Genomic DNA, 23,982 nt, shown 5'->3' with positions numbered 1-23,982 from the left:
GTATAAAAAGCACATAAAAAATCCGTTGCCAGTAATCAAGATTGGTCTTGATTACCAACAACAGATATTATAGAGCCGTTTTTCGATAGTAACTTTTATTACACTTTATCGGCTTAACGCCACAATGCTTTCCAACTGTTCTATTCATATTGGGGCGCACCATCAAACAAAAGCTACCACGTAAGCATTAACTATTGTCCATCGATTGGTTGACCCTCAGCTTCTTTATTTCCACCGCCAGTCGGTTAGGACTAGCTTTAAGTCCCAAATTCAACACACTTCGAAGACATAATATGCTAAAATGAAAAGGTCGTTTTTATACATCAAATTGATTATTTTAGTCATCCGTTCTGAGGAGGACCTTAATGAAGTTAGTCAAAAATTACCTATACAACGCCAGTTATAATCTTCTAATCTTGCTAACACCATTACTTACAGTTCCTTATATTTCTCGTGTGCTTGGTCCAACCGGTGTTGGTATCAATGCGACGACAAATTCAGTGATTACCTATTTTCTGTTAGCTGGAACAGTTGGAATCACAATATACGGCAATCGCGAAATTGCATTTATTAGAGATGATGAACAAAAGCGTTCACAAGTGTTTTGGGAAATCGAATTGTTACAAATTCTAACGATTGCCCTCGCCTACATTGCCTTTTTAATTTTTCTACTGTTTGAAACCCAGTTTAAGATGGCCTTTTTTTATCAGTCCTTCTATATTATCGCAGGTGCCTTTGATATTTCATGGTATTTCATGGGATTAGAAGATTTTAAGAAAACCGTTGTTCGTAACACATTCGTTAAACTTGCATCGTTAGTTGCTATTTTTACACTTGTTAAAAGCAGCCATGATGTTGGCACATACATTTTAATACTTTCTTTATCACAGCTTTTGGGAAATGTTAGTCTCTGGCCGTATCTGATTAAATCGATTTCTAAGCCGGTCTGGCCTAAAATCAATCTTTTTCGGCACTTACTACCATCGTTGTCTCTGTTCGTTCCACAAGTTGCCACAACCATTTATTTAGCGGTTAACAAGACAATGCTTTGGAAACTTGATTCAGTCGTGGCCTCAGGATACTACGATTACTCGGACAAATTAATCAAGATCGTCTTGGCAGTCGTCACTGCCACCGGGACTGTCATGTTACCCCACATCGCAAACTTGTATGCAAATCATAAAATGGCACAGGTGAAAAAGTATTTATACTTGTCATTCGATTTTGTTTTGGCAATTTCGATGCCAATGGCATTTGGAATTGCGGGTGTTGCCACAACCTTTGCTCCCTGGTTCTTCGGTGCTAAGTTTTCATCGGTCAATACACTTTTGATTATTGAAGCACCAATTATTATCTTCATTGGTCTTAGTAATGTTCTTGGACAACAGTATTTATTACCGACGAAAAGAACTAAGGAATTCACCAAGTCTGTTGTGCTTGGTGCTCTCGTTAATATAATCATAAACGTCCCGCTAATCCTATTTTTGGGGGTTCGTGGTGCCATGTATGCCACGGTCTTTTCAGAATTAGCCGTTACCGCATATCAATTGTTCTGTGTCCGAAAAGACCTGAGTATTCCAAAACTATTCATTAATTTTGGGAAATATGCACTTTCAGCCGTAATTATGTTTATAACAGTCTATGAACTTAACGTCATGATGCCAATTTCAACGGTCAATCTAATTATCCAAATCTTAATTGGGCTACTCATTTATGTTGGCCTGCTATTAATCTTGAAACCAACAATATTGAAACAATTAAAACTTTTTCGAAAAGAATAACTATTTCGCTCAAAGGCTCGACGGAGGTACTTCCGCCGAGCTTTTTTATAGATAGCTCGTTCTAAAAACAAAAACGTTCTATTAGAATTACAAATTGACAACTCCAATAGAACGCATTATTACTTAACATATTCAGTTTTAGGATTAAAAATGAGCCCTTTAAAAGTCCCACTCAAAATGACGCCACTTCGTTTAAAGCGATGATCATGACTTTTGAACAAAATTAATAAGGCAGAAATCAGATTTCCCAAAATTCGTTTAATCATTTTCTTCTTCGAATGATATTTTTTGTCAATAAAAATCAGATTCCGATACATATATCTATACCGTGATAGTCGATTTAAACTATCGTTTTCAACGGTCACATCACTAATGTTTTTTTCGGAAAAATGTAACACATGACTGTTAGTGACAAAATAACAAGGATATTTTGCAGAAAGACGTGTTGTAAACTCAGTATCATCACCCCAAATAAATAGCGCAGCTGTGGGCAATCCAAGTTCTCTAACGACCCTTCTTGAAACCATCACCGAAACAAAAGTTGCTGTTTCAACTTTGACAATTCCCGAATCAATCTTTTCACTCCATCGACTGGCAACTGCTGGAATATTAGTCGTTTGACCATCCTTCCAACGGACGTTGCTACATAGAAAACCAACCTCAGCATGCAAGTCTTGCTCTGCTTTCAACAACTCTCGCAGGGCGTCTTCATCTGGAAAAGTATCATCATCCATAATCCAAAAAAAGTTGTCCTGAGTTTTTTGAAAAGCATACTTCATTCCAGTGTTGAATCCTTTGGCACCGCCCAAATTCTCAGACATGTTTAACACTAATACCTTAGGATTTTTCAACGCATTTAGATAAGAGGTCGTCCCATCCGTACTTTTATTATTGACGACAACAATATGTGAAACTGGTTCGGACTGATTTAATAACTTGTCTAGGCATTGCTTCAACAACGCGAGTCGATTATATGTCACGACAATGGCACAGGTAGACTTTTCCAATTTACTCAATTCCTACTTTCATAACAATCTGATTGTTATACTTTTGATTATTGATGGTCGCATTTACCTCACGACCACCTTCTGTGGGTGCCTCATTCACATACTTACCAGGAATGGCATGCTTCTTTTGATAGCCGGCCTTCATCCACTCGTATTCGACATCGACATGTCCAAGATCCAAAGCTTGTATCCCCGCATGAGACAAATCAAACGCCAATACTGTGGCAGTTGGCCCCAAAGCAACAATTACAATAGGATCTTCCAAACGATTGGCAATTCTGATCGTCGCATCATAAATTTCTTGGTACCTTTCCCACGCATCCCGCTCAGGACACAAAATTCGATGAACTGAAGCAGCAGAGTGAAATAAATCATTGCCAACACCTAAACGCGATTTAGCCCCTTCAACAATCAAAACTTGCCGTTGATGCCATAGCTGCTTAAACTGGTTAAAGGTATCATGTGCAGCCTCTTTATCCTTAAAGTCCATGTACGGCCGCGAAATATTTGCATTGCCATATACTCGATTCAAATCCAAACGTGGTAGCATTGGCAATACATCCTTTGCCATAATCAGTCGCCATCCACGTTTACCGTCATTCGTAAATTGGGCCGTTCCTGAAAATGCGTCCGGCAACCCAATAAGACAGTTTTCATTATCGGACTCCAGCACTTTGCTTAACCGTTCACTCAGTTTCCTATCAGGTCTTTGAAAAGAATCTTGTTTCCGCATTTCAATCCACTTGAACTCACCATCACCAAACCGACTGATTGATAGGTGCTTTTCAGTTATTAACTTCAACGTTTCAGGGATACTCATCACATGATAATTCTCAAACTTTGAACGTAACCGCAAGTACTTCAAATTGTAGTAGAAGACTGTTAGTCGGTTCCCAAGTACCTTCAATAGATTACGATGTGTCAATTTATACAAAAAATTTTTTATCATTTATTAATACCACACCTATGACAGACTTGGCTTATATTTACGATATAATAACTTGTACACCCTAGGAAAATATCTAAGCCCTATCCATGATACCTTATACTTCATTGAAAGCAAATTGTTTTTTAACACCGGAGTCGTTTTCATACTCTCTTGAAGAAAATTTTTCTCCCAGTTGGCACTCCAGGTTGGACTATACTGAATATAGTGGTGACTAACATGAATCAGTAATCGACTACGTAATGCAATCAATAGTGCATCAATTTGCCGCTGATCGAGCCTTGAAGCCACTAGGCGCTGTTTAACAATACGATAATAACGATTAGACTTATTAATAATATCCGGTGAAAAGTGACTCGTTGTCGTATGCCCTTGCTTGATTAAGACATATAAAGGCTTCTCAACATAATTGATATCAGCAGGGGTCATTTCTGAAAGATAATCTAACACAAATAAGCTATCTTCAAAAAAGTTTTCATTAGTAAATGCGAGTTGCTTTTCCTCAATTAATTTTCGTAAAAACACTTTATTCCAAACACCAACGTCCATCTCCAAATTCTTGGCGAGATAATTTTGTAGAATTTCTTGAGGAGTTGTACTGGCAGTCAGTGCCGATTTGACTTCAAAAACGCGCTCTGACTTATATTTCTTTTCGATTCCAAAAATTGTTAATTTATTTTCAGTCAAAAACACTTGTTTTAGTAATCCAGGCCGCCAAAAATCATCCGCATCGGCAAACATCACATATTTCCCAGTGGCATGTTTCAGACCATTATTGCGCGCAGCAGCCTGTTTTTGATTTCGTTGCTTATAACTCCTGACCTGGTCTGATTTCAAAGAATACTCACTCAAAATTGACCAAGTATCATCAGTTGACCCATCATCAATACAAATTATTTCATAATTAAAATCACAGTCTTGATTGAGAATCGACGCCATCAACTTTTGAATAGTTGCACTTGAGTTGTAGGTTGGGATAATTATACTCAATTTCACCAAATCAGCGCGGCTCCTTCCTTAGAATCTTCGAAAGTGTCATTGTCATCCTTTTAGTATAACTTGCAAGATAGAACGCTCCAATTGACTCCTGAACATCGCTTACATCAAAGCTGTGCTGGCTTACCTGTTCCAACGCTTGCGTATAAGCACCTATTGAGCCAAGTGGCACCAAATAGCCATTCTGGTCGTTTTTGACAATATCACTTGGACCAGTTGGACAGTTCATTGTGACAACCGGCAGCCCAAAGCTCATTGCCTCGAGTACAACCATCGGAAACCCTTCATAATTCGACGCTAATAATAACGCAGTCGCCTTATTGACTTGCCGCCATGGATGTTTCACAAATCCATTCCAACTAATCTGATCGCTAATTTCGAGCTTCTCTGCATAGTTTTGACAGTGTTTTAAATCAGCACCATCACCAAAAACGGTCAAGTGCCAATCTGACTTCAGCCCGGCCAATGAATCCAACAATAGTTTGACATTCTTTTGCCCCTCAAAAGTCACCCGACCCAGATAGATAAACTCTGCCATTTTAGGTTGAAACTGATATTTGATTTCTGTCTGTCTTGGGACACAATTATAAACTAAAAAAATAGTCTCTGGGTTAATTCCGAGTTGTTCAATCTCTCGCTGGATTCCAGAACTGATAGCCAAATGATAATCCGCTAACTTCAAAAATTTGGGGTTAACCGTTTGTTCATGATAGATCGAATAATGTATCCAAGAAATTAAATGGTACTTTTTTAGCGCCAATTTTCTAAACGCACTGAATAAAAAAATCAGGCTGGTGCTCAACGCAATATAGGCATCAAAATTAGACTTGAGTACAAAAGCACCAATTTTTAGTAACCTCGTTATCTTATTCGAATGGCTAACCATAACGGTTTTTACTTGCTCCGGTAGCTGTGCCGGCCAATCCACGTCACCCACACCATCAGCAAACAAAATTGTCACATCATAGTCATTGATTAGAAGCTGGCTAACTGTCGTTAAGATAGTTTCGGTGCCACCCTGCCCCGACAAATACGGCACAGCTAGACATATTTTGGACTTACCTGACATTTTCTCTGTGACCTCTAAAAAATTTTCTATAAAGAAAGTTAAAAATCTTCCTAAACCAATGTTCATTTTCTAAATTGGACTTTTGAACTTCAACATAGCTTAAATCATTTGCATCTAGCCACACATCAAGTAATAATTCACTCACAAACCCAAATACTCGTCGCTCATATTCGTCATAGCCGCTAACGTCAACCTGTTTCTCTAAAGTAAATAATATATCAAACAACCACTTACAGTATTTGTCGTTAAGACTCTTCTTCATAATATACATGTTAAACATGTGCGCTGACCGACGCTTTAGTACCTTATCAAATGACGCTAAATATCGTGGATATTTTTTTGAAATAATTTCGCGTGTCAGTTCTAACGGTTCTACATGGTGTACATGAATATAATGTGAATAGTTAGTCTCAATGTAATAATGGCGCTTGGTTGGCAGGATAATATCTGTCGTTTGGAATAACTTTTTAAGTTGTTGCGAGGTTAAGACATCCACTATGTTTTTGGACTTATGTAAAGTCATATATCTACGATAATGATCCAAGCCGATATAATCACAGTCTAAGTTTTTCCAACCCCAGTACAGCGCTGTTAACTCATTAAATGTGGTGTTTTTTGCTGAAATGTTGTCACCTGTGTTATCTGCAGTGTAGCTATCGTCAGGCTTTGGCCGCAGGGCACTTCCAACAAATACAGGTAAATACAAAGTCGTATCTTCCGGCATTTTATATGGCTTATGTGCTGCCACCATTATTTTAATATCCATCTAAATCCTCCATTAAATTGAACAACAGTAATTTGCTGCATTCGCTTATAGAATCTTCTCGTGATCACTGAACCAATTAATTGCATGTATAAAGAAGAAAAACATCAACAAAGTCGAAAAATCTGTGATTTGAAAACTAAAGCACCCTAAAATCAAAAACATTAATAGATAAACATAGAATGCCGTCATGAGAGAATGCTTAAACCGTTCATTCCAGGTAGAATCTTCATGTTTTACCCGTCGCATTTGCCAACTAGTTGCGATTTTATCCCAAATAAACCACAGCAATGGAATCATGATAATCAGGCCATTTTCCGCAAACATGGCCCCCCATACACTTTGAGGGGCAAACGACTTTTCTGGCAAGATGTGTTGAATATATTCAATATTATTTCTAGTCCAGGACGGGACGTACTCAAATGTGAAGTAATTTGTAAAGCCTTCCCCCACACCTAAAATTGGATGGTGTAAAAATGTCATCAGTAACCCAATTGAATTACCAAGACGATTGGAAGTATTCCCTTTGTTAAATAAGTATTCATTTAACAAAGTGTGAATACTGGCTATTCGACTATACGCCACTCCAACTAAAACCAATCCAATGACTGCGGTAATCGCCAATGCAACTTTTTCACGTTTATTGGCGGCTAAAAACAATAGTATTAGTGTTGTACCGATGACTAAGAAACCCGTCGTTGTCTTGGCAAAAAAAAGTATAACAAGCACACTGAAAATTGCCAACCAATATTTTAATAGCTTCGTCTTACTGCTGTCAACATGAAAATAATCGATTCGATTCCGAATCGCCGCGATGGAAAACGGAATGAATACCAAAGCAAGTTGAGCCGCAAGAAAACTTGCCTCTCCTTGAAAACCATTCACCCGTAGAAGACTTGAAACATAACTCCCGTTCCAATAAAAATCTGGACGAACAGCCTCCCGATCTTCAAACCATCTGCCTAAGAAGTTTACCCATGGATCAAGCGCTCTAGTTGATGTCGCAATAATCTGCGGAATTAGCACAAGTATTTCAAATCCCAACAGACTCCAAAAAACGCCCAAAATAAAGCGCCGCATATCAGCAATACTATCTATTGAAATTGCAATTGCTGTATAGGTAAGCATAATACTCGTCACTAATTCAATAAAGTGAACCGTTCCGCTTAAAACCCCCGGCATTGGTACAGTATTATTTGCAATCAGAAAGCTCAGAGTCATCGCCACTACTTGTGCAATCATCGCGACCATCATTGTAATAATAACTGGCCGACGATATATCTGACCAGTCAATAAGTTACGTTTCTGCTTTCGAAGTACAGTTACGATACAATAGCAGAGCATCACCCAAAAAGTTACTCGATGAAAGAAAATTGGCACACCATTGAAATAATTCTTTGAAAACAAGCTCAAACCGATCCAAAATGACGCCATATTCAACACCTCACCTAATGTTCTTCCCTGGCATGTAGGTTGGCACCTTTAATGGCTGCAATAAGTCCTCCCACTAATAAGCCTAAAATCAACCCAATTTCCATAATCTGACTCTTTGAAAAAACTGTTTTTGTTTCGACGTTGGTATCCTTTATGGGACCAAGAATTCTCACATTTCCAGCACCAGCAATATTATTCAATCTTTTCTTCGTCACATTTCTGACTTCATTTACAATATCAATCGCCATTTTTTTATTGTCTACATTGGTCACACTGATGGTCATGACAACTGAATCAGCGGCAGGTGTCGCTAAAACCATGTTGGTTAACTCATCAGCCGTGTAATGATAGCCAGCATGTTGACTTAAATTACTGTCCACTTCATTAATAATTTTTGAATCTGTAATCACATGCGCATACGTCGGCATCATTGCGATATCACCACTCAAGTTATCAAATTTATTCAAATGACCGTGATAAAGCATGACTTGCCCACTTACCGAATAACTAGGTTTGCTATATTTTTTAGCAATAAAATAACTAGCAGTTGCAAAGACAGCAATCGAGATAATTATTATGAAAACATTTTTCCAAATACGCGTTAAGACATCACCGAGACTTACTCTTTTCATTTTGAATTATCGATGCTCCTTTTCAAAAATGGATATTCACGCGACAAATATATCGATCTCACAATTGGAACCCATTTAATCGTATACATCGCCATTAGTGGAATAATCAGATGATAGACAATCACAATGATTGCAGCCACATTAGGACCAACACTATTGTTCATCCGAGCAGCAAGCACACCACCAACATTAAATGCATCTAAATCAATTAGGTGAAAGCAAAAAATGATTATCGAATAATGACCACACTTTTGTAAAAAACTGCCCATTTTCTTAAATCTGGATAACCACTTGCCAAATTGAATCAGGCAAACCGCACCACCAAATGCACCGACAATACTGACAAGCATATTGGGTGACCGTGTCGTTACAACCGAAAGGAAGCCTTGGGAGGCACTAACTGTCCAAAGCCCAAAGCTAATCAATAAAAGCAACCAGCTAATCTTGTATGGCAGGCGCCATTTCTTCATTAGATAGCCCATGTATAAAAAGACTTGCACTAAAAACGCCGCATTTAGTGACCAAGGTAACAAATAAACTTGTCCAATTTCAAATCCTACCACGCCACAGGTACTAAAAAAAACAAACCTCACAAATTCCCGATGGTACACATCTTTGGTAATTCGCATTAATACATTAAAAATCTGAATGGCAAGAAACATTGCCAGCAGGAACCAAATTGCACCAATTGGTTGGATATTTTGGAAAAAAGCATACTTTCCTACGTCACCTGCTCCATACAGACTGCCCTTAATAGCACTCTGAAAATCTGGAAACTGTGCTTTCAAAATATGAAAACTGTAAGGCGTCAACAGTCCTAAAATAATTACCATTAAAGCAGTAAAAGCATATGGTACCACCAAATTTTTTAACCCATTGGTGAACTCACGCTTATAGCCTTTCTCGCGATACAAGTAACCGCTGAGTATAAAAAAGATTGGCATATGGACAGCATAAATATATTGATTTAATAACCCATTATCAGTCTGTTGTAACGAATGACCAACGATTACTGCCAATATGGCTATGCCTCTAACCGTATCTATCCAACGAATCCGCTTCATCACTGCCTCCTAATGACATACTTTCCTATGATTGTTTAGTACGCTCCTTCACTTCGGAAAATACTAATAATATTTTTAAAAAATATCTTGATGTCAAATGACAAGGACGCATGATCAACATAAAATAATTCAATTTCACAGCGCTGTGGATAACCAATATTCGAACGCCCCGATGCTTGCCAATATCCCATTGCACCCGGCTTGACCGAAAGCAACTTATCAACCCGCTTACCATACTCAGAGAGTTCTTCTTCTACAACCGGTCTGGGACCAATAAGCGCCATTTCACCCTTCAAAACATTGATAAACTGCGGAATTTCATCTACCGATGTTTTCCGCAAAAAATGACCGAGCGACGTGATTCTCGGATCTCGCCCCTCTGGTAACTTATAACTATTCTTGATGTATTCCTGATACAACTCAGGATTTGCTCTCAAACGTTCGTCGGCATTCACGACCATCGAACGAAACTTGATAATCTTAAATGACTTGCCATTGAGGCCAATTCGTACCTGTCGATAGAAGAGTGGCCCTTTATTATCGCCGATTCTATCCAGAATACTGACCACTAAAAAAATGGGACTAAGCACAACTAATGCAACTATTGATAAAACGATGTCCAAAAATCGCTTCAATAATAAATAAGTTTTCATGGTCCCCCAACCTACTTTTTCTTTTGCTTTTATCATTCTCATTTGCCGAGCTCACTGTCGCATAATACTAGCGCTGAATGAATAACTTGATGCATATCATAGTACCGATATTGCCCCAGTCGTCCACCAAAGACGACCTTGCCTTCTTCCTTTGCTAAGGCAGCGTATTGCTTATATAAAGAATTATTACGGCTATTGTTTACCGGATAGTATGGTTCGTCACCACGTTTCCAGTTAGCTGGATATTCGCGTGTAATGATTGTTTTGCCCTTGTCACCTTTACCAAATTCAAAATGTTTGTGCTCAATAATTCGGGTAAATGGTGTCTCAGCGTCTGTGTAGTTAATTACAGCATTGCCTTGATAATTATCAACATCTAGTTCTTCACTCTCGAAACGTAATGATCGATATTCCAACTCACCAAGTTGATAATTGAAATATTGATCAATCATCCCAGTAAAAATAATCTTAGGATAATCTGCTAAATACTCATCTTTATTCGCAAAGAAATCCACACCAGTCTCCACATCAATTTCAGGATGAGCTAACATTTTTTCAACGATTTGTGTATAACCACCAATTGGAATTCCTTGGTATGTATCATTAAAGTAGTTATTGTCATACGTATAACGCACTGGGAGACGCCGAATAATAAATGCGGGTAAGTCCGTTGCTTTCTGCCCCCATTGTTTTTCAGTGTAACCTTTAATTAGTTTTTCGTAAATATCTGTTCCGATTAACGAAATAGCTTGTTCTTCCAAATTTTTAGGCTGTCCACTTAACTGTGCGGCATCTTTTTGAGACTGAATTTTTGCTTTGGCTTCTGCAGGCGTTCGAACTCCCCATAGTTCACTAAAAGTGTTCATGTTAAATGGTAAATTGAACATACGCCCCTTGTAATTTGCAACTGGGCTGTTGGTATAACGATTAAACTCTGCAAATTGGTTCACGTAGTTCCAGATCTGCTTGTCGGAAGTATGAAAGATATGTGCACCGTATTGATGAACTTGAATACCGTTAACTTCCTTGGTATAAATATTACCTGCAATGTGGTCACGTTTTTCAATAACTTTGACACGTTTTCCCTTTAAGGCTGCTTCATGGGCAAATACCGCTCCAAATAAACCGGCACCAACTACCAGATAATCATATTTACTCAATTTAATTTTCCTCCAAGTCATAAAGTACCATTAAGCCATTATATCAAAAAAGAGTTAAGAAAGAAGGGGCATACACACGATTTTCTCTGCACGTTATCATTTATTAACTAACTAGATGATATAAAAAGGGACAACTGGAATATATACCAGTCGCCCACTTACTTACTCTATTAAATACCAAAAAAACCACGCATAAACAATGCCGCACACGCAGCACCAACAAATGGCGCAATCCCAGGAACAATAATCCCATATTGCCAGTCACTATCAGCCTTATTCTTAATCGGTAGGATAGCATGTGCTATCCGTGGGCCCATATCTCGTGCCAAGTTCATGGCAAACCCAGTAGGGCCACCAAGACCCATACCAATTGCCCAGACAAGTAAGCCAACACCAATTGGCACGATTCCAGGTGTCTTAATTTGTGAAATTGCTAAGATACCTGAAATAAACAAGAAAGTATCGAAGAATTCAACAAAGAAGTTACGAGGTAAATTCCGAACAGCAGGTGCTGTGGAGAATAAATTACGAATGGTAATTGGTGAAATTTCACCTTCCGAAGCTTTAAAATGATCGGCATACATGATCCAAACAATTACAGCGCCGACAACGCCACCTAAAACTTCAGCAATTGAATAAGGAATGAACACACTCCAAGGTAAATTGCCTAATAAACATTGTGCTAAGACCATGGCTGGATTAATACAAACATTACCAAAAATAAATAGCGAAATCGTAATCCCAAAACCCCAAGTCGTAATCGCAAAAATATGTCCAGAACCGCGATACTTAGTCCCTTTCAATACCTCACTACAATGAACTCCAACACCAAAAATAATCATCAAAGCGGTTCCCATGAACTCTGCCAGAAGCTGATGAATCACTATATTCTCCTCCTGCGGCGCTATAGCGCCAATTTATTTGACTAATCTTATCTTTTCTGAAAGTAATAGTCTTTTTTTCACATAGGTATCATTATACACAAAAAACTAACTGTTTAATACGTAAAATTTACTAATGTTCACCTTTTGAAAAATATCTTGCGACTATTCTTAGTCTACCAACTGATGTAAGCATTAATATAAGTGATAAAAATTGGCTGACATAACGAGAGTACGTCCACCTTCAAATACTGGATAATATCAGTCAACTATGATATCTGAACTGTGACCCAACTTCTATAAAGCCAACTCATTTTTCATACAATAAATATATTCTGAAAATTTTGACCTTACTCAACAAATAGACAAACAGCAGACTCAAAAAATATGTTGCAAATAAATTGATAAAAAAATTAAACATGCTTGAATTTGTCAAGAATAAATATTTTTCAAGGATAATTTGAATGGGACGATGAATTAAAAAAATACCTAAACTAAATCCTGAAAACACCATTATTACGTTGGAAAAAGAGTATTCATCAGTTCTAATTCGATTAACCAACTCAAATATTGAAACAGTAGCGATGAATATAAATAAATTATCATACCAAGTAAAATAGGACTGGGACATCAATGTATTTCCAATATATTGCATTAGCCAAGTCACGCCAATGCCAATAATGGTACCTCCCCAAAGTAGTTGGCCTGACACTTTAGCTAACCTTCCCTGTCTAATAAGTGCACCGATGAGCACATACACACCAAATTCTGTCCCACCAAAACCATGATCCAGGCTTACATTAACACCTATGTCCTTTCCAAAGAATTTAAGAAGAATATTCACGGTTGGTATGACAAAATTAAACCCAACTGCTAAAATAATTAGCCAACTACTAAACCGCTCCGGTAGCTTCTTAACTATTGCCACCAACACTGGCATGAAAAGATAAATACCAAGAATAACAGGTATGAACCAAATCTGTATCATCACACTGCCCAATATATTCGGGTAGCTTGGTTCTTTCGTAACAAATAATAATTCCGTGATAATTTGTAATAGCCCCGCTTTTACGCCTAAGATATACCTAACAAATATTTCATAAAGTATCATCCAAAGTTCAAAAGTAATAAGAAGCCGTAGAAACCGCTTTTTGTAAAATGACGAGATTGCCTTGTCAGTCAATTGAAATCCACTGATTAAGAAATAGCCTGACAACATGAAAAAGAAGGGAACCCCTAGTCTTCCAGCAACTGCCATCAGTGAACTGAATAGCTTATCAAATAGACTTAGCATGACAAAGCGTGGTACTGCAGCAGTTCCGCTGCCAAAATATGGATATGCATCGGGAATACTGTGACAAACAACCACTAAAAAAATAGCTATAATTCTTAAATAGTCAAATGCAACCTTCCTACTTTTGTGCTTATTAGTCCCTTCACTCAATTTTTTGCCCCCCATATTTATTGTCAGAATGCAATAATGCTCGTAAGCACTTATTATTTTTGTGACAAGCAATTATATATTGCAGTTTCAGAAACAACTATCGCTTCAACCTGGAAATTAATCTCACACCGCCAACCGTTGCCAGCATAAAAATCAAGGGTAGAAATTGAATCACATAGCGACTACGTCCACCTTCAAATAACAACAAAAATAGCATGAAACCTACGACACTATACTTCAAAAACTGAACTCGCCATCGGTCTGTAGAAATTGTAAACAATAAATTTGCCAAAACACCGCACCAAATCAATTGAGCATAAAAACGATATTCAAAATTATTAACTTGAACCACACCATCTTTCGCGAATAGTCGCCTAATTAATGTGCGATTGAGTTTTTCATTATTAGATTCATTGGTAGTTAGAAAGCCACCTTCTAGTCCCCAACCAAATGAACCATCAGATACATTGTTAATCTGCTTCTGCGCCAAAAACTTGCCGTAATTACTTAATCCATGAAAATCTTTAAATCTTTCTATAAGCAACTTCACGTCAGCCTTTTTCCGAGCAGATGGAGACTTAATTTGCTCATCTAATGCTACATCAGGAGCATAAAAAGCCCCACTACCTTTCATACCCATTGCCATAAAATGGACCAGCGGATGGGCACGTCCCGGTTTGATGCTTACTAAGTCTTGTCGCGCCACAATCGTTTTATGAATTGTGAGTCCAATTCCACCACCTACTAATATTAGGGCAAAGCTAATGATTAGTGTTCGATTAATCATATTTTTTCCGTCAACCATCAACTTTAAAATATAAACAATACCAGCAGCTAAAACTGTGATAACCAGTGAAGGTTTCATGAAATATGCAAAAATAATAATAAATCCTATCCCTGCTGCCAGCATATATCTCGAATACTTATATTGACAACGTCCGTACACATCACCAACATATAGCAACAGTGCGGTCAGAAAATAGGCCCAATTATCCGTGTACGGAATCGCAATCCATGGAGAAACTACAAAAAGCACCCAACTCATCACAATCAATAATTTTTCATATTGCCGCCCGAACCAGTGTTTAACCACCACGGCACTCATTAGGACTGCACTATCGATTAAAATTATATTAACGACATTTAATAACACAACAAAATAATGTAACTGTGGCTGCCCACTAATCAACCACAAACCATGCTCTATAAAGGTTAACAACAGTGTGTTTGGTGACAACGAAAAATACATAGAGGCAACACTTGGTGAAATTTGCCTTATTGCTGTACTCATTATTGTATAAGGATCCCAACCACCGGTTCCAGACAACAAAAAGACTACTGCAAGTTGCCACATAATTGTCACAACAGTTAAACTCAAAAGAAATGGGACTTTGTGTTTTCGTATATACCATAACAAACACTTCCAGCAACGATTTATTAATTTTCGTATGGGTAAACTGATAATATACACTAGGATTGCTAAAAGCACTGAACTCACAATTATAAAACCAGTCCTGCTCAGGCTTTGAAAATTGCTTAGAACTAACTGAATCCCACCTAAAAGAGCAATCAAAGTTAGTGGTATCAAAAATATATTAATCATGCCATTACTAATTTTCTTGATTTGTTGACGTCTCATTCCAATGACTCCTCCAAAGGCTACGCGGCTGATTTCATCTATTAAATTTACTGACAAATATGATTTATCTAACCTAGAGTTGTGTATTTTCACTTTACCATAATTCAAAACTTCTGAATATTTTTCGATAAGCTCAACTTTTTAACTTCTAAAAGCAATCGTTTACCACCAATTGATCCGAGTAACAAAGTTAATGGCAAGAATTGGATCAGATAGCGACTACGCCCACCCTCAAATAACAGTAAGAACAACATGAAACCAACCATCCCATATTTTAGGAATTGAACCTTCCAATCATCAACACCTATTGTAAACAGCAACATAAATAATACACCACACCAAATTAATTGCACTATAAACCGGTATTCAAAATTATTAACCTGAACAATCCCATTTTTTGCAAATAATCGTCGAATTAAAGTATTGTTGAGCCTAGCACTATCGGCATGATTCGTAATGATAAACGTCCCATCTTGTCCCCAACTAAATGACCCGTCAGCCGTATTGCTAATCTGTTTTTGTACTAAAAACTTTTCATAATTTGTCAAACCATGGAATGCCTTAAAACGTTCATGAACCAGTTTAAGATTTGCTTTTTTACGTGCAACTGGTGATTTTATATGTGTGTCCATAACAACATCCGGTTCATAAAATGCGCCATTTCCCTGCATTCCCATTGCCATAAAATGCCAAAGCGGATGTGCTTTTCCAGCTGTAAAAGTGACTAAATTCTGCCGGTTTAGAGTAATTTGATACGCAGTCACTCCTATTCCAGCACCTAGCAACATCCAGCACAATCCTATCCATACTGTTCGCTTGAAAATAATTTTCGCATTTTCAAATACTATAAAGGACAAAACTATTACCGCCGCAAAAACTGTAATTACTAGTGATGGTTTTAGGTAATATCCAAAAATAATGAGCAATCCCAGACTAACAGCAAACAAATATTTTCTACTAATCATTTTGTTCCGAAGTAAACAATCACCAAGAAATAAGCCCAATGCAGTGACAAAGAACGCCCATGTATCAGAATATGGTAATGCAACCCACGGTGACATTACCATTAGTCCCCAACTTGTCATCAATAATATTTTTTTAGAAGTTTTCCCAAACCAATGTCCAGCTACCCTTCCCACCATCAATACTGCACTGTCAATCAAAAATACATTTACAAGATTTAAAAAAATGATAAAATTCTCAAACTCAAGTCGACCACTGATTAGCCATAATCCATGTTCTAAAAATAATAACAGCAGCGTATTCGGATTGACTGAAAAATAATCTGGCGCCATTCCTGATGAAAGATCTCTCATCGCAGTTTTTGTAATAATATCCGGATCCCAGATGCTTCTTCCAGATACCAAAAACACAACGGCAACTTGCCAAAGCAACGTGACAACAATCAGTCCAGCTAAAAATGCCGTTCGATGCTCATTAATTATTTTCAATAACCGCTTAAAAACACGATTCATGTATTGACGGATCGGAGCACAAACCGTGTAGCACATCATGCCAAAGAACACAATGGCTACTACTTTTATACCAGTACTGCTCAATCCCTGAAAATTACTTAAAATTAACGTTAAACTACCTAAAAACGACACCAAAACAAACGGAATGAAGAAAAAATCAACAAAACCACTACTAAATCGTCTTAATCTTTGCATATTCAACTCCTATGTACGGTTAGTCTGCTACGACTAACGTTTTCTAAATCTACCAATTGTAAATAATCTTATGTTCACAGTTATTTCAACCACGCTAAATATTGTAATCCACAATCTAGCTTTGTGAACTGTCGTACGCGTTATTATATATTGCCTTTTTGAGCGACTACGACCATCATCAAGTGTATCCGAAACATCATCTAAAAATACACACTTCAAGAAAGCACTATCATTCATTTCTTATCTAATACTTAAGCCTATCCAGTGAGCCATGTCGGTTCAACATATTCATTAGTCGTGTCCCCCCAACACTCGCCAATACCAAAATCAGTGGCAAAAATTGAATGACATAACGACTGCGGCCACCTTCAAATATTAGTAAGAATAGCATGAAGCCAACAACCCCGTACTTTAAAAGTTGAACTTTCCAATCAGATAAGCTAATTGTAAAGAATAATGCCACTAGCACTGCCATCCATACCAATTGTGCTACAAACCGATATTCAAAATTATTCGTTTGCGCCGTCCCATGCTTGGCAAATAGCCGACGAACGATGGTATGATTCAATTTCTTATTGTTAGGCTTATTTGTCAGTAAGAACTGACCTTCTTGTCCCCAACCGAATGACCCATCAGCGGTATTATTAATTTGTTTTCGGACCAAGAACTTTTCATAATTCGTCAACCCGTTAAACGCTCTGAAACGCTGATGAATTAATTTAACATTGGCCTGATTACGTACAGTCGGTGACTTAATGAAATAATCCATCACCGCATCATCACGATGAAAGCCACCATTACCATACATTCCCATGGCCACAAAATGAGTCAATGGATGTGCTTGCGTAGAATCAATTTTAACTGAATCCTGATGCGCAATCATTGCATGATCAAACAACACACCAGCGCCCACCCCAACGATAACCAAACAAGCACTCAATAACACCGTCCGATTAAACAGCTTTTTCGGCTGTTCAATCGCTTTAAAGACCAGCACAATCAGAGCCGCGATTGTAATAATAATTAACGACGGTTTAATGTAATAGCCAAGAATAATCGCGATCCCCAAACCAACTGCCAAAATTGCGCGGTAACCCCAGCGATGCGAGTTAACTAAACAATTACCCAAAAACAAACACAACGACGCTAAAAAGAACGCCCAAGTATCAGAATATGGCATGGCAATCCAAGGTGCCATCACAATCAATACCCAGCTCACTACGACCAAGAGGATTGCTTGTTGCTTACCGAACCAACGTTTTGCGACTGCGCGCAACATCAGCACGCCACTGTCAATCAAGATGATATTGATAAAGTTCAAAATCACGATAAACGTTTGTAGCTTCGGTTGACCACTCACGAGCCAAATGCCACGTTCTAACAGTAGTAAGAAGACCGTATTCGGATAATTTGAAAAATACGGTGATGGGTTTGGCAGTTGTCCAATCGCAGCTAGAATGATCTTGCCAGGATCCCAAGCACTAAAGCCCGACAACAACCAAACAACGGCAACTTGCCACAATAATGTGCCAACGATTAGTACCCACAATAATGGCCGTCGATAGCGTTTCACGAGCTGAACAACTGGCCGCGACCACTTACTGATGGCGTGACGAACCGGTGCACAAATTAAAGCCAGTATTAGTATTAAGCCAATCACATCTACGACTTTGATCCCAATGCTACTTAGCCCTTGAAAGTTAGCTAAGATTAATGGTGCCCCGCCAAGCAATGTGATTAAAATCAATGGAATAAAAAATAAATTAACTAAGCCATTACTGACGTTTTTTAGTTGCCAATGTTTCATTTCAAAACCCCCATACAAATTCTGAGACAGCAATGATCACACTGTCCTCAATCAATCTCTCTTTAATGCCTGATGCGAACGTATTCTGGTCATCAGGTTGACCGCCCCTACCGTTGCCAAAACCATCATCAAGGGTAAGAATTGGACAACATAGCGACTACGGCCACCTTCAAATATGAGCAGGAATAACATAAAGCCAACGACGCCGTATTTGAAGAATTGGACACACCAAGTTTCCGAACCAACCGTAAACAAGATCAAGCCCAAGCAAACACTCCAGACAAGTTGTGCGATAAAGCGATACTCGTAAGTATTCCCACGCGTCTGTCCCTGTTTTGCGAACAGTCTTCTAATAATCGTTTGATTACGGACATGACTATTGGCCTGATTCGTATCAATCTGGACATCCGTACCCCAAGCAAAAGTTCCGTCAGCAATATTATTGACTTGTTTTTTCGTAATAAACCTTTGATAATTCGGCCAGCCATGAAACCCTTTAATTCGTTCTTTTATTAACTTTACATTCGCCTGCTGACGCTTCTTGGGCGACTTTATCGTGACATCTAATTCTGCGTCTGGATAATTGTATGCGCCGGTGCCATGCATCCCAATGGCAATAAAATGAATCATCGGATGACCCATTTTTTTATCAATGGTGACAAAGTCTTGATGTTGGATAAAACTTTTATACGCGGTAAAACTGGCCCCAAAACCAATCACGACTAACAACGTACTGATGAGCACAACTAGTCGCGGTCGAAAATGGTGATTGTTGATAAGCCGGAACAATCCAATCAAACAAAATGCGGCTAGCGCAATCACGACGGAAGGCTTTAGCAGATAGGCCATCGTTACCGTCAAGCCCATGAGTACGGCCCAGACGTATTTTTGCCAAGTCTTGCTACTGTTAAAATAACTAACACCAATCGCGACAATTGCGGCCGTCAAAAAGAACGCCCAGGTATCCGTATACGGCACTGCGACCCACGGTGATAATAAGAACAACAACTCGCCAATCACAACTAAGACGGCTTGGTGTTGCTTGCCAAATAATCGCTTGACCGAATGTGCTAATAGCCAAAAGCCACTATCAATTAAGATCAAATTAATGACGTTGGCATACACGACAAAGGTCGATAGACTTGGTCGACCCGTCATAAACCAAAAGCCGCGCTCTAGAAATAACAGCATCAAGGTATTTTGATTCAACGAGAAATACGTCCGATGTGCCTGAGCACCATTAATGGCCGCATCCATAATTTTCCCAGTATCATAGGCGTTTTGACCAGAAAGGAGGTAAATAACCGCTAATTGCCAACACAATGTCAGAATAATTACGACCCACATGAGGACTCGGCGGTGCGGATAACCCTTTGCATAAAGACCCGTGACTAGTTTGCGACAAGCCTGTCGGACTGGTTGACTGATCGCAATCACCAAGCCGATAACGCCTAGTCCAGTCACTAGCTTAATTGCTAGCCCGCTCATACCTTGAAAGGCCGGCACGATCAACGCTAGTGACCCCAATAGTGCAACTACCACCAATGGGATTAAAAATAAATTGACCAGAACATTACTAATTTTTTTAACACGATCCTGATGCATTTCAATTACCCCAATATCTATTATTTAACGATAATTATTTAAGAACACATGCGCCTACAAGCATATCAGACTAACTCCCAGAAAAAAATAGCCAATTTATTCATTTTCGCTTAAATTGTCGCCGTAGCCGCCGCATCACTCGTGGCGACTTCGGCTCAATCGTGTGTTCGAACCACTCTTGCACCGAGGCATTGACGACCCCGCCAAACATCAGCAGCATGCCGGAAAAATTCAACCAGAACATCAAAACAATCAAACTTCCGATCGTTTGATACGACGTCACGCGTTTGGCAAAGAGTTCAACATACAAGCGAAACCCTTGGGAAATCACAATCCACCCAAGCGTCGTCACTAGCGACCCAATCCAGACATAGCGCAACTTCACCGCCGCATTCGGCACAAAATAATACAACAACATCGCTAACATAAACATCCCGACAAAGGTAATCAAGTTCTTATTCGCCAACAATCGCGCCCACCATTTTGGAATAAAGGCGGCCGACGTATTGGTTAGACTCAAAATCGCATCCATCACCACTTGACTCAAGGTGAAGAAGATCGACAGGCCAACGATTAGGAGTAACAGTCCTAACGTTAATAAGAAGGCCATTAAGCGCGTCACGATGGCCCCCTGCGAACTGGTCACGCCATACGCTTCATTTAAGCTCCGCCGAATCGCCGCAATAATTTGTGACGCAGACCAGATGGTTACGACAATCCCAATTGACAAACTCCCACTCCCACTTGATGATAAGAATGATAACAGAATCGGTTTGATGGTCGCATAGATGTTACTTGGAATAAATTCTTGGGCGTACGCCAAAATCTGGCGCGTCTGTAGATTAAAACGCGCCACGATATTCCCGATAATCAAAATAATTGGTGCAATTGACATCAACGCATAGTAAGCTAAAACTATCGCATTATTACTAACGTTAGCTTGGTTATATCGTCGAATAATAATTTCAAGCCATTTAGCTGTCTTGGGGTAACGTTCCTTTAATTTCATGTTGCTTCTCCAATAGTTAACTTAGTATTGTCAATTATACAATGGTTTGAAAATTGAAACATCTTTATTCCGATGTGGTAAGCTAATAAGTGTTCAAAAATGGACTTAGGAGATAACTAATTTATGAAAACCATGAGTTTAATTGTGCCCTGCTACAACGAAGAGCCAACAATTGAAATCTTTTATAACACTGTTGAAAAAGTCTTCAATGACCATCCTGACGAATTTAAAGACATTCATCATGAATATTTATTTATTAATGATGGCTCCAGTGATGGGACTTTAGCTGAATTTCGAAAATTAAATACCGCGCATCCCGATGTCGTCCACTATGTCTCGTTTTCAAGAAATTTTGGTAAAGAGGCCGGACTAGCCGCTGGACTGCAACATGCCGAGGGTGATTACATCGCGGTAATGGACGTCGATTTACAAGATCCCCCTGAACTATTGCCAAAAATGTTGACGACCTTAGAGAGCGGTGACTTCGATTGTGTCGGCACTATGCGGGAAGATCGTAAAGGCGAACCAGTCATTCGTTCCTTTTTCTCACGGGCCTTCTACTCAGTCATTAATAAAATCTCGAAAGTTCAAATTATCCCGAACGCCCGTGATTACCGTTTGATGACCCGGCAAATGGTTGATGCCATTTTAGCTATGCCAGAATACAATCGTTTTTCCAAAGGTATCTTCAACTGGGTCGGCTTTAGAACAACCTACTTAAAATTCGAAAACGCCCCTCGCTCTGCCGGCGAAACGCATTGGTCTTTCTGGCAATTGGTCAATTACTCGATTGAAGGGATCATTGACTTTTCAGACGTCCCATTAAAGATTGCCACTTTTATTGGTGGGCTATTTGCTTTTATCGCCGTCATTGGCATGATTTTCGTCATTATTCGAAAACTCATGTTTGGTGATAGCGTTGGTGGCTGGGCCTCAATGGTCACCCTGTTACTATTTATCGGCGGCATCCAATTATTCTGCCTTGGCATCATTGGCAACTATATTGGTAAGATTTACTTAGAAACCAAACATCGACCACTTTATATCGTTCAAGAAAAGAAATAATCAAATAGCCCGTCGTAATTTCATCAAAATTACGACGGGCTTTTTATTATTCGTGATTAAAATGTTTCCAAACCGCCTTTAAAATATATTCCGCGGCATGACCATCACCGTAAGGATTCTTGGCGGCCGCCATCTGGGCATATTCGGCGGGATCGTCCAACAATGTTTCCATTGCGGAGCGGACAGTCGCCGCATCAGTACCAACCAATTTCAGCGTCCCGGCAGTCACCCCTTCTGGCCGCTCAGTCGTCTCCCGCAAAACTAGCACGGGTTTATTGAGGGATGGGGCTTCTTCTTGGACGCCACCTGAATCCGTCATGATGAAGTAACTACGCGCAGATAAATTATGAAAATCAACGACGTCTAATGGGTCGATCAAATGAATCCGGTCGGTATGGCCTAAAATCCGTTTCGCCACCGTTTGCACCGCTGGACTCAAATGAACGGGATACACGACCTCAACATCTGGGTGAGTCGCAACGACTGACTTAATCGTCTTAAAAACAGTTTCCATTGGGGCACCTTGATTTTCGCGGCGATGCATCGTGAGCAAAATCATGCGATGCCCAGGTTGAACGAGATCTAAGGCAGCATGGTGATAAGTTTCACTCACCGTCTGGGCCAACGCGTCAATTGCGGTATTGCCAGTCACAGCAATTTGCTCGGCCGGATGATGTTCCTTTAACAGATTGGTTTTGCTCAATGTCGTCGGCGCAAAGTACAAATCAGCCAAGACATCCGTCAATTGCCGATTCATCTCTTCCGGGTATGGCGAATATTTGTCCCAGGTGCGCAAGCCGGCTTCGACATGTCCAACCGGAATTTGATGATAAAATGCCGAGACGCTGGCGGCAAAAGTTGTTGTTGTATCGCCGTGAACAAGCACAATATCCGGCTGGGCTTCGGCCATAATCACATCCAACTTCGTCAGCACCCGACTGGTAATCCCAGCGAGCGTCTGATTCGGTTGCATAATGTTTAAGTCGTAATCTGGTTTAAGCTTAAAAATCGCCAACACTTGATCAAGCATCTCACGGTGTTGCGCCGTCACAACGGTAATCGGGATAAACTTATCCGTCTGTTGTTGCAGTTGCAACACGATTGGGGCCATTTTGATTGCTTCGGGCCGGGTGCCAAAAATCGTCATTACCTTTAATTTTTTCGTCATCGTCCACACACTTTCTACAAGAATCTGATTAGTTCTATCATAACGTTAAACCCGTGATGTCGCTAACTTTTCCGTCAATTTAAAAAAGTCCTAAAAAAAGTCTGGGTGCAAAACCCCAGACTCAGTTTGTAGCTCTGAATATTTGTAGTCGAAACGTGGCGCAAAAGGCACGGATGCAACAGAGCTACG

General features: G+C 39.3%; 20 protein-coding genes. 2 read left to right on the top strand and 18 right to left on the bottom strand.

Annotation, left to right across the window (positions count from 1 at the left end):
* The first annotated feature begins 365 nt into the window (after positions 1-365).
* Positions 366-1,781: an oligosaccharide flippase family protein gene (locus tag FFM74_RS02385; protein ID WP_137625023.1), complete on the top strand. Its 1,416-nt coding sequence runs from the start codon at positions 366-368 to the stop codon at positions 1,779-1,781.
* 119 nt (positions 1,782-1,900) lie between these two features.
* Here the strand turns inward: FFM74_RS02385 and FFM74_RS02380 are convergent, their stop codons facing one another.
* From FFM74_RS02380 to FFM74_RS02300, 17 genes are all read right to left on the bottom strand, one after another.
* Positions 1,901-2,797, bottom strand: coding sequence for a glycosyltransferase family 2 protein (locus FFM74_RS02380; protein WP_223877138.1), 897 nt, complete (start codon positions 2,795-2,797; stop codon positions 1,901-1,903).
* Positions 2,790-3,713, bottom strand: coding sequence for a GT-D fold domain-containing glycosyltransferase (locus FFM74_RS02375; RefSeq protein ID WP_171000631.1), 924 nt, complete (start codon positions 3,711-3,713; stop codon positions 2,790-2,792). The genes FFM74_RS02380 and FFM74_RS02375 overlap by 8 nt, the downstream gene beginning before the upstream one ends.
* A 39-nt stretch (positions 3,714-3,752) precedes the next feature.
* The gene (locus FFM74_RS02370) at positions 3,753-4,730 is read right to left on the bottom strand and encodes a glycosyltransferase family 2 protein (RefSeq protein WP_223877139.1); all 978 of its coding nucleotides are present in this window, start codon (positions 4,728-4,730) and stop codon (positions 3,753-3,755) included.
* 4 nt (positions 4,731-4,734) lie between these two features.
* Positions 4,735-5,865 (bottom strand): glycosyltransferase, encoded by a 1,131-nt coding sequence (locus FFM74_RS02365; RefSeq protein ID WP_137625019.1) that lies wholly within the window; start codon positions 5,863-5,865, stop codon positions 4,735-4,737.
* A complete protein-coding gene (locus tag FFM74_RS02360) occupies positions 5,789-6,565 on the bottom strand; it encodes a DUF4422 domain-containing protein (protein ID WP_137625018.1) in 777 nt (258 codons plus the stop codon). Before FFM74_RS02360 ends, FFM74_RS02365 begins: the two co-directional genes overlap by 77 nt.
* Before the next feature lie 45 nt (positions 6,566-6,610).
* Positions 6,611-7,804 (bottom strand): O-antigen ligase family protein, encoded by a 1,194-nt coding sequence (locus FFM74_RS02355; RefSeq protein ID WP_137625017.1) that lies wholly within the window; start codon positions 7,802-7,804, stop codon positions 6,611-6,613.
* A 206-nt stretch (positions 7,805-8,010) separates the two neighbouring features.
* Complete coding sequence (locus tag FFM74_RS02350) at positions 8,011-8,628, bottom strand: Wzz/FepE/Etk N-terminal domain-containing protein (protein ID WP_137625016.1); 618 nt, start codon at positions 8,626-8,628, stop codon at positions 8,011-8,013.
* Entirely contained in the window at positions 8,625-9,692 is a 1,068-nt protein-coding gene (locus FFM74_RS02345) for an acyltransferase family protein (RefSeq protein ID WP_137625015.1), read from the bottom strand. Before FFM74_RS02345 ends, FFM74_RS02350 begins: the two co-directional genes overlap by 4 nt.
* 35 nt (positions 9,693-9,727) lie before the next feature.
* On the bottom strand, positions 9,728-10,387 hold the full coding sequence (locus FFM74_RS02340) for a sugar transferase (RefSeq protein ID WP_137625014.1): 660 nt from the start codon (positions 10,385-10,387) through the stop codon (positions 9,728-9,730).
* The gene (glf, locus tag FFM74_RS02335) at positions 10,384-11,526 is read right to left on the bottom strand and encodes a UDP-galactopyranose mutase (RefSeq protein ID WP_171000630.1); all 1,143 of its coding nucleotides are present in this window, start codon (positions 11,524-11,526) and stop codon (positions 10,384-10,386) included. Before glf ends, FFM74_RS02340 begins: the two co-directional genes overlap by 4 nt.
* 149 nt (positions 11,527-11,675) lie before the next feature.
* Positions 11,676-12,389, bottom strand: coding sequence for a D/L-lactic acid transporter LarD (larD, locus tag FFM74_RS02330; RefSeq protein ID WP_137625012.1), 714 nt, complete (start codon positions 12,387-12,389; stop codon positions 11,676-11,678).
* Positions 12,390-12,696: 307 nt separating this feature from the next.
* Complete coding sequence (locus FFM74_RS02325; protein ID WP_171000629.1) at positions 12,697-13,830, bottom strand: acyltransferase; 1,134 nt, start codon at positions 13,828-13,830, stop codon at positions 12,697-12,699.
* A gap of 97 nt (positions 13,831-13,927) precedes the next feature.
* Positions 13,928-15,577, bottom strand: a complete 1,650-nt coding sequence (locus FFM74_RS02320) for a glycosyltransferase family protein (RefSeq protein WP_137625010.1) — start codon at positions 15,575-15,577, stop codon at positions 13,928-13,930.
* Entirely contained in the window at positions 15,574-17,139 is a 1,566-nt protein-coding gene (locus tag FFM74_RS02315) for a glycosyltransferase family protein (protein WP_137625009.1), read from the bottom strand. Before FFM74_RS02315 ends, FFM74_RS02320 begins: the two co-directional genes overlap by 4 nt.
* Before the next feature lie 244 nt (positions 17,140-17,383).
* Positions 17,384-18,946, bottom strand: a complete 1,563-nt coding sequence (locus FFM74_RS02310; RefSeq protein ID WP_137625008.1) for a glycosyltransferase family protein — start codon at positions 18,944-18,946, stop codon at positions 17,384-17,386.
* Between the two features lie 51 nt (positions 18,947-18,997).
* The gene (locus tag FFM74_RS02305) at positions 18,998-20,551 is read right to left on the bottom strand and encodes a glycosyltransferase family protein (protein WP_137625007.1); all 1,554 of its coding nucleotides are present in this window, start codon (positions 20,549-20,551) and stop codon (positions 18,998-19,000) included.
* Positions 20,552-20,651: 100 nt separating this feature from the next.
* Positions 20,652-21,560 (bottom strand): YihY/virulence factor BrkB family protein, encoded by a 909-nt coding sequence (locus tag FFM74_RS02300; RefSeq protein ID WP_137625006.1) that lies wholly within the window; start codon positions 21,558-21,560, stop codon positions 20,652-20,654.
* A 123-nt stretch (positions 21,561-21,683) separates the two neighbouring features.
* On the opposite strand from FFM74_RS02300, the gene FFM74_RS02295 reads away from it, so the two are divergent.
* The gene (locus tag FFM74_RS02295) at positions 21,684-22,625 is read left to right on the top strand and encodes a glycosyltransferase family 2 protein (protein ID WP_137625005.1); all 942 of its coding nucleotides are present in this window, start codon (positions 21,684-21,686) and stop codon (positions 22,623-22,625) included.
* A gap of 46 nt (positions 22,626-22,671) precedes the next feature.
* Here the strand turns inward: FFM74_RS02295 and wecB are convergent, their stop codons facing one another.
* Entirely contained in the window at positions 22,672-23,793 is a 1,122-nt protein-coding gene (gene wecB / locus FFM74_RS02290; RefSeq protein ID WP_137625004.1) for a non-hydrolyzing UDP-N-acetylglucosamine 2-epimerase, read from the bottom strand.
* Positions 23,794-23,982 lie beyond the last annotated feature (189 nt).

The sequence above is a fragment of the Lactiplantibacillus pingfangensis genome (assembly GCF_005404945.1).
GTDB lineage: Bacteria > Bacillota > Bacilli > Lactobacillales > Lactobacillaceae > Lactiplantibacillus > Lactiplantibacillus pingfangensis.
Note: the sequence above shows the minus strand (reverse complement) of the source record. Positions and strands in the feature narration are given on the sequence as shown.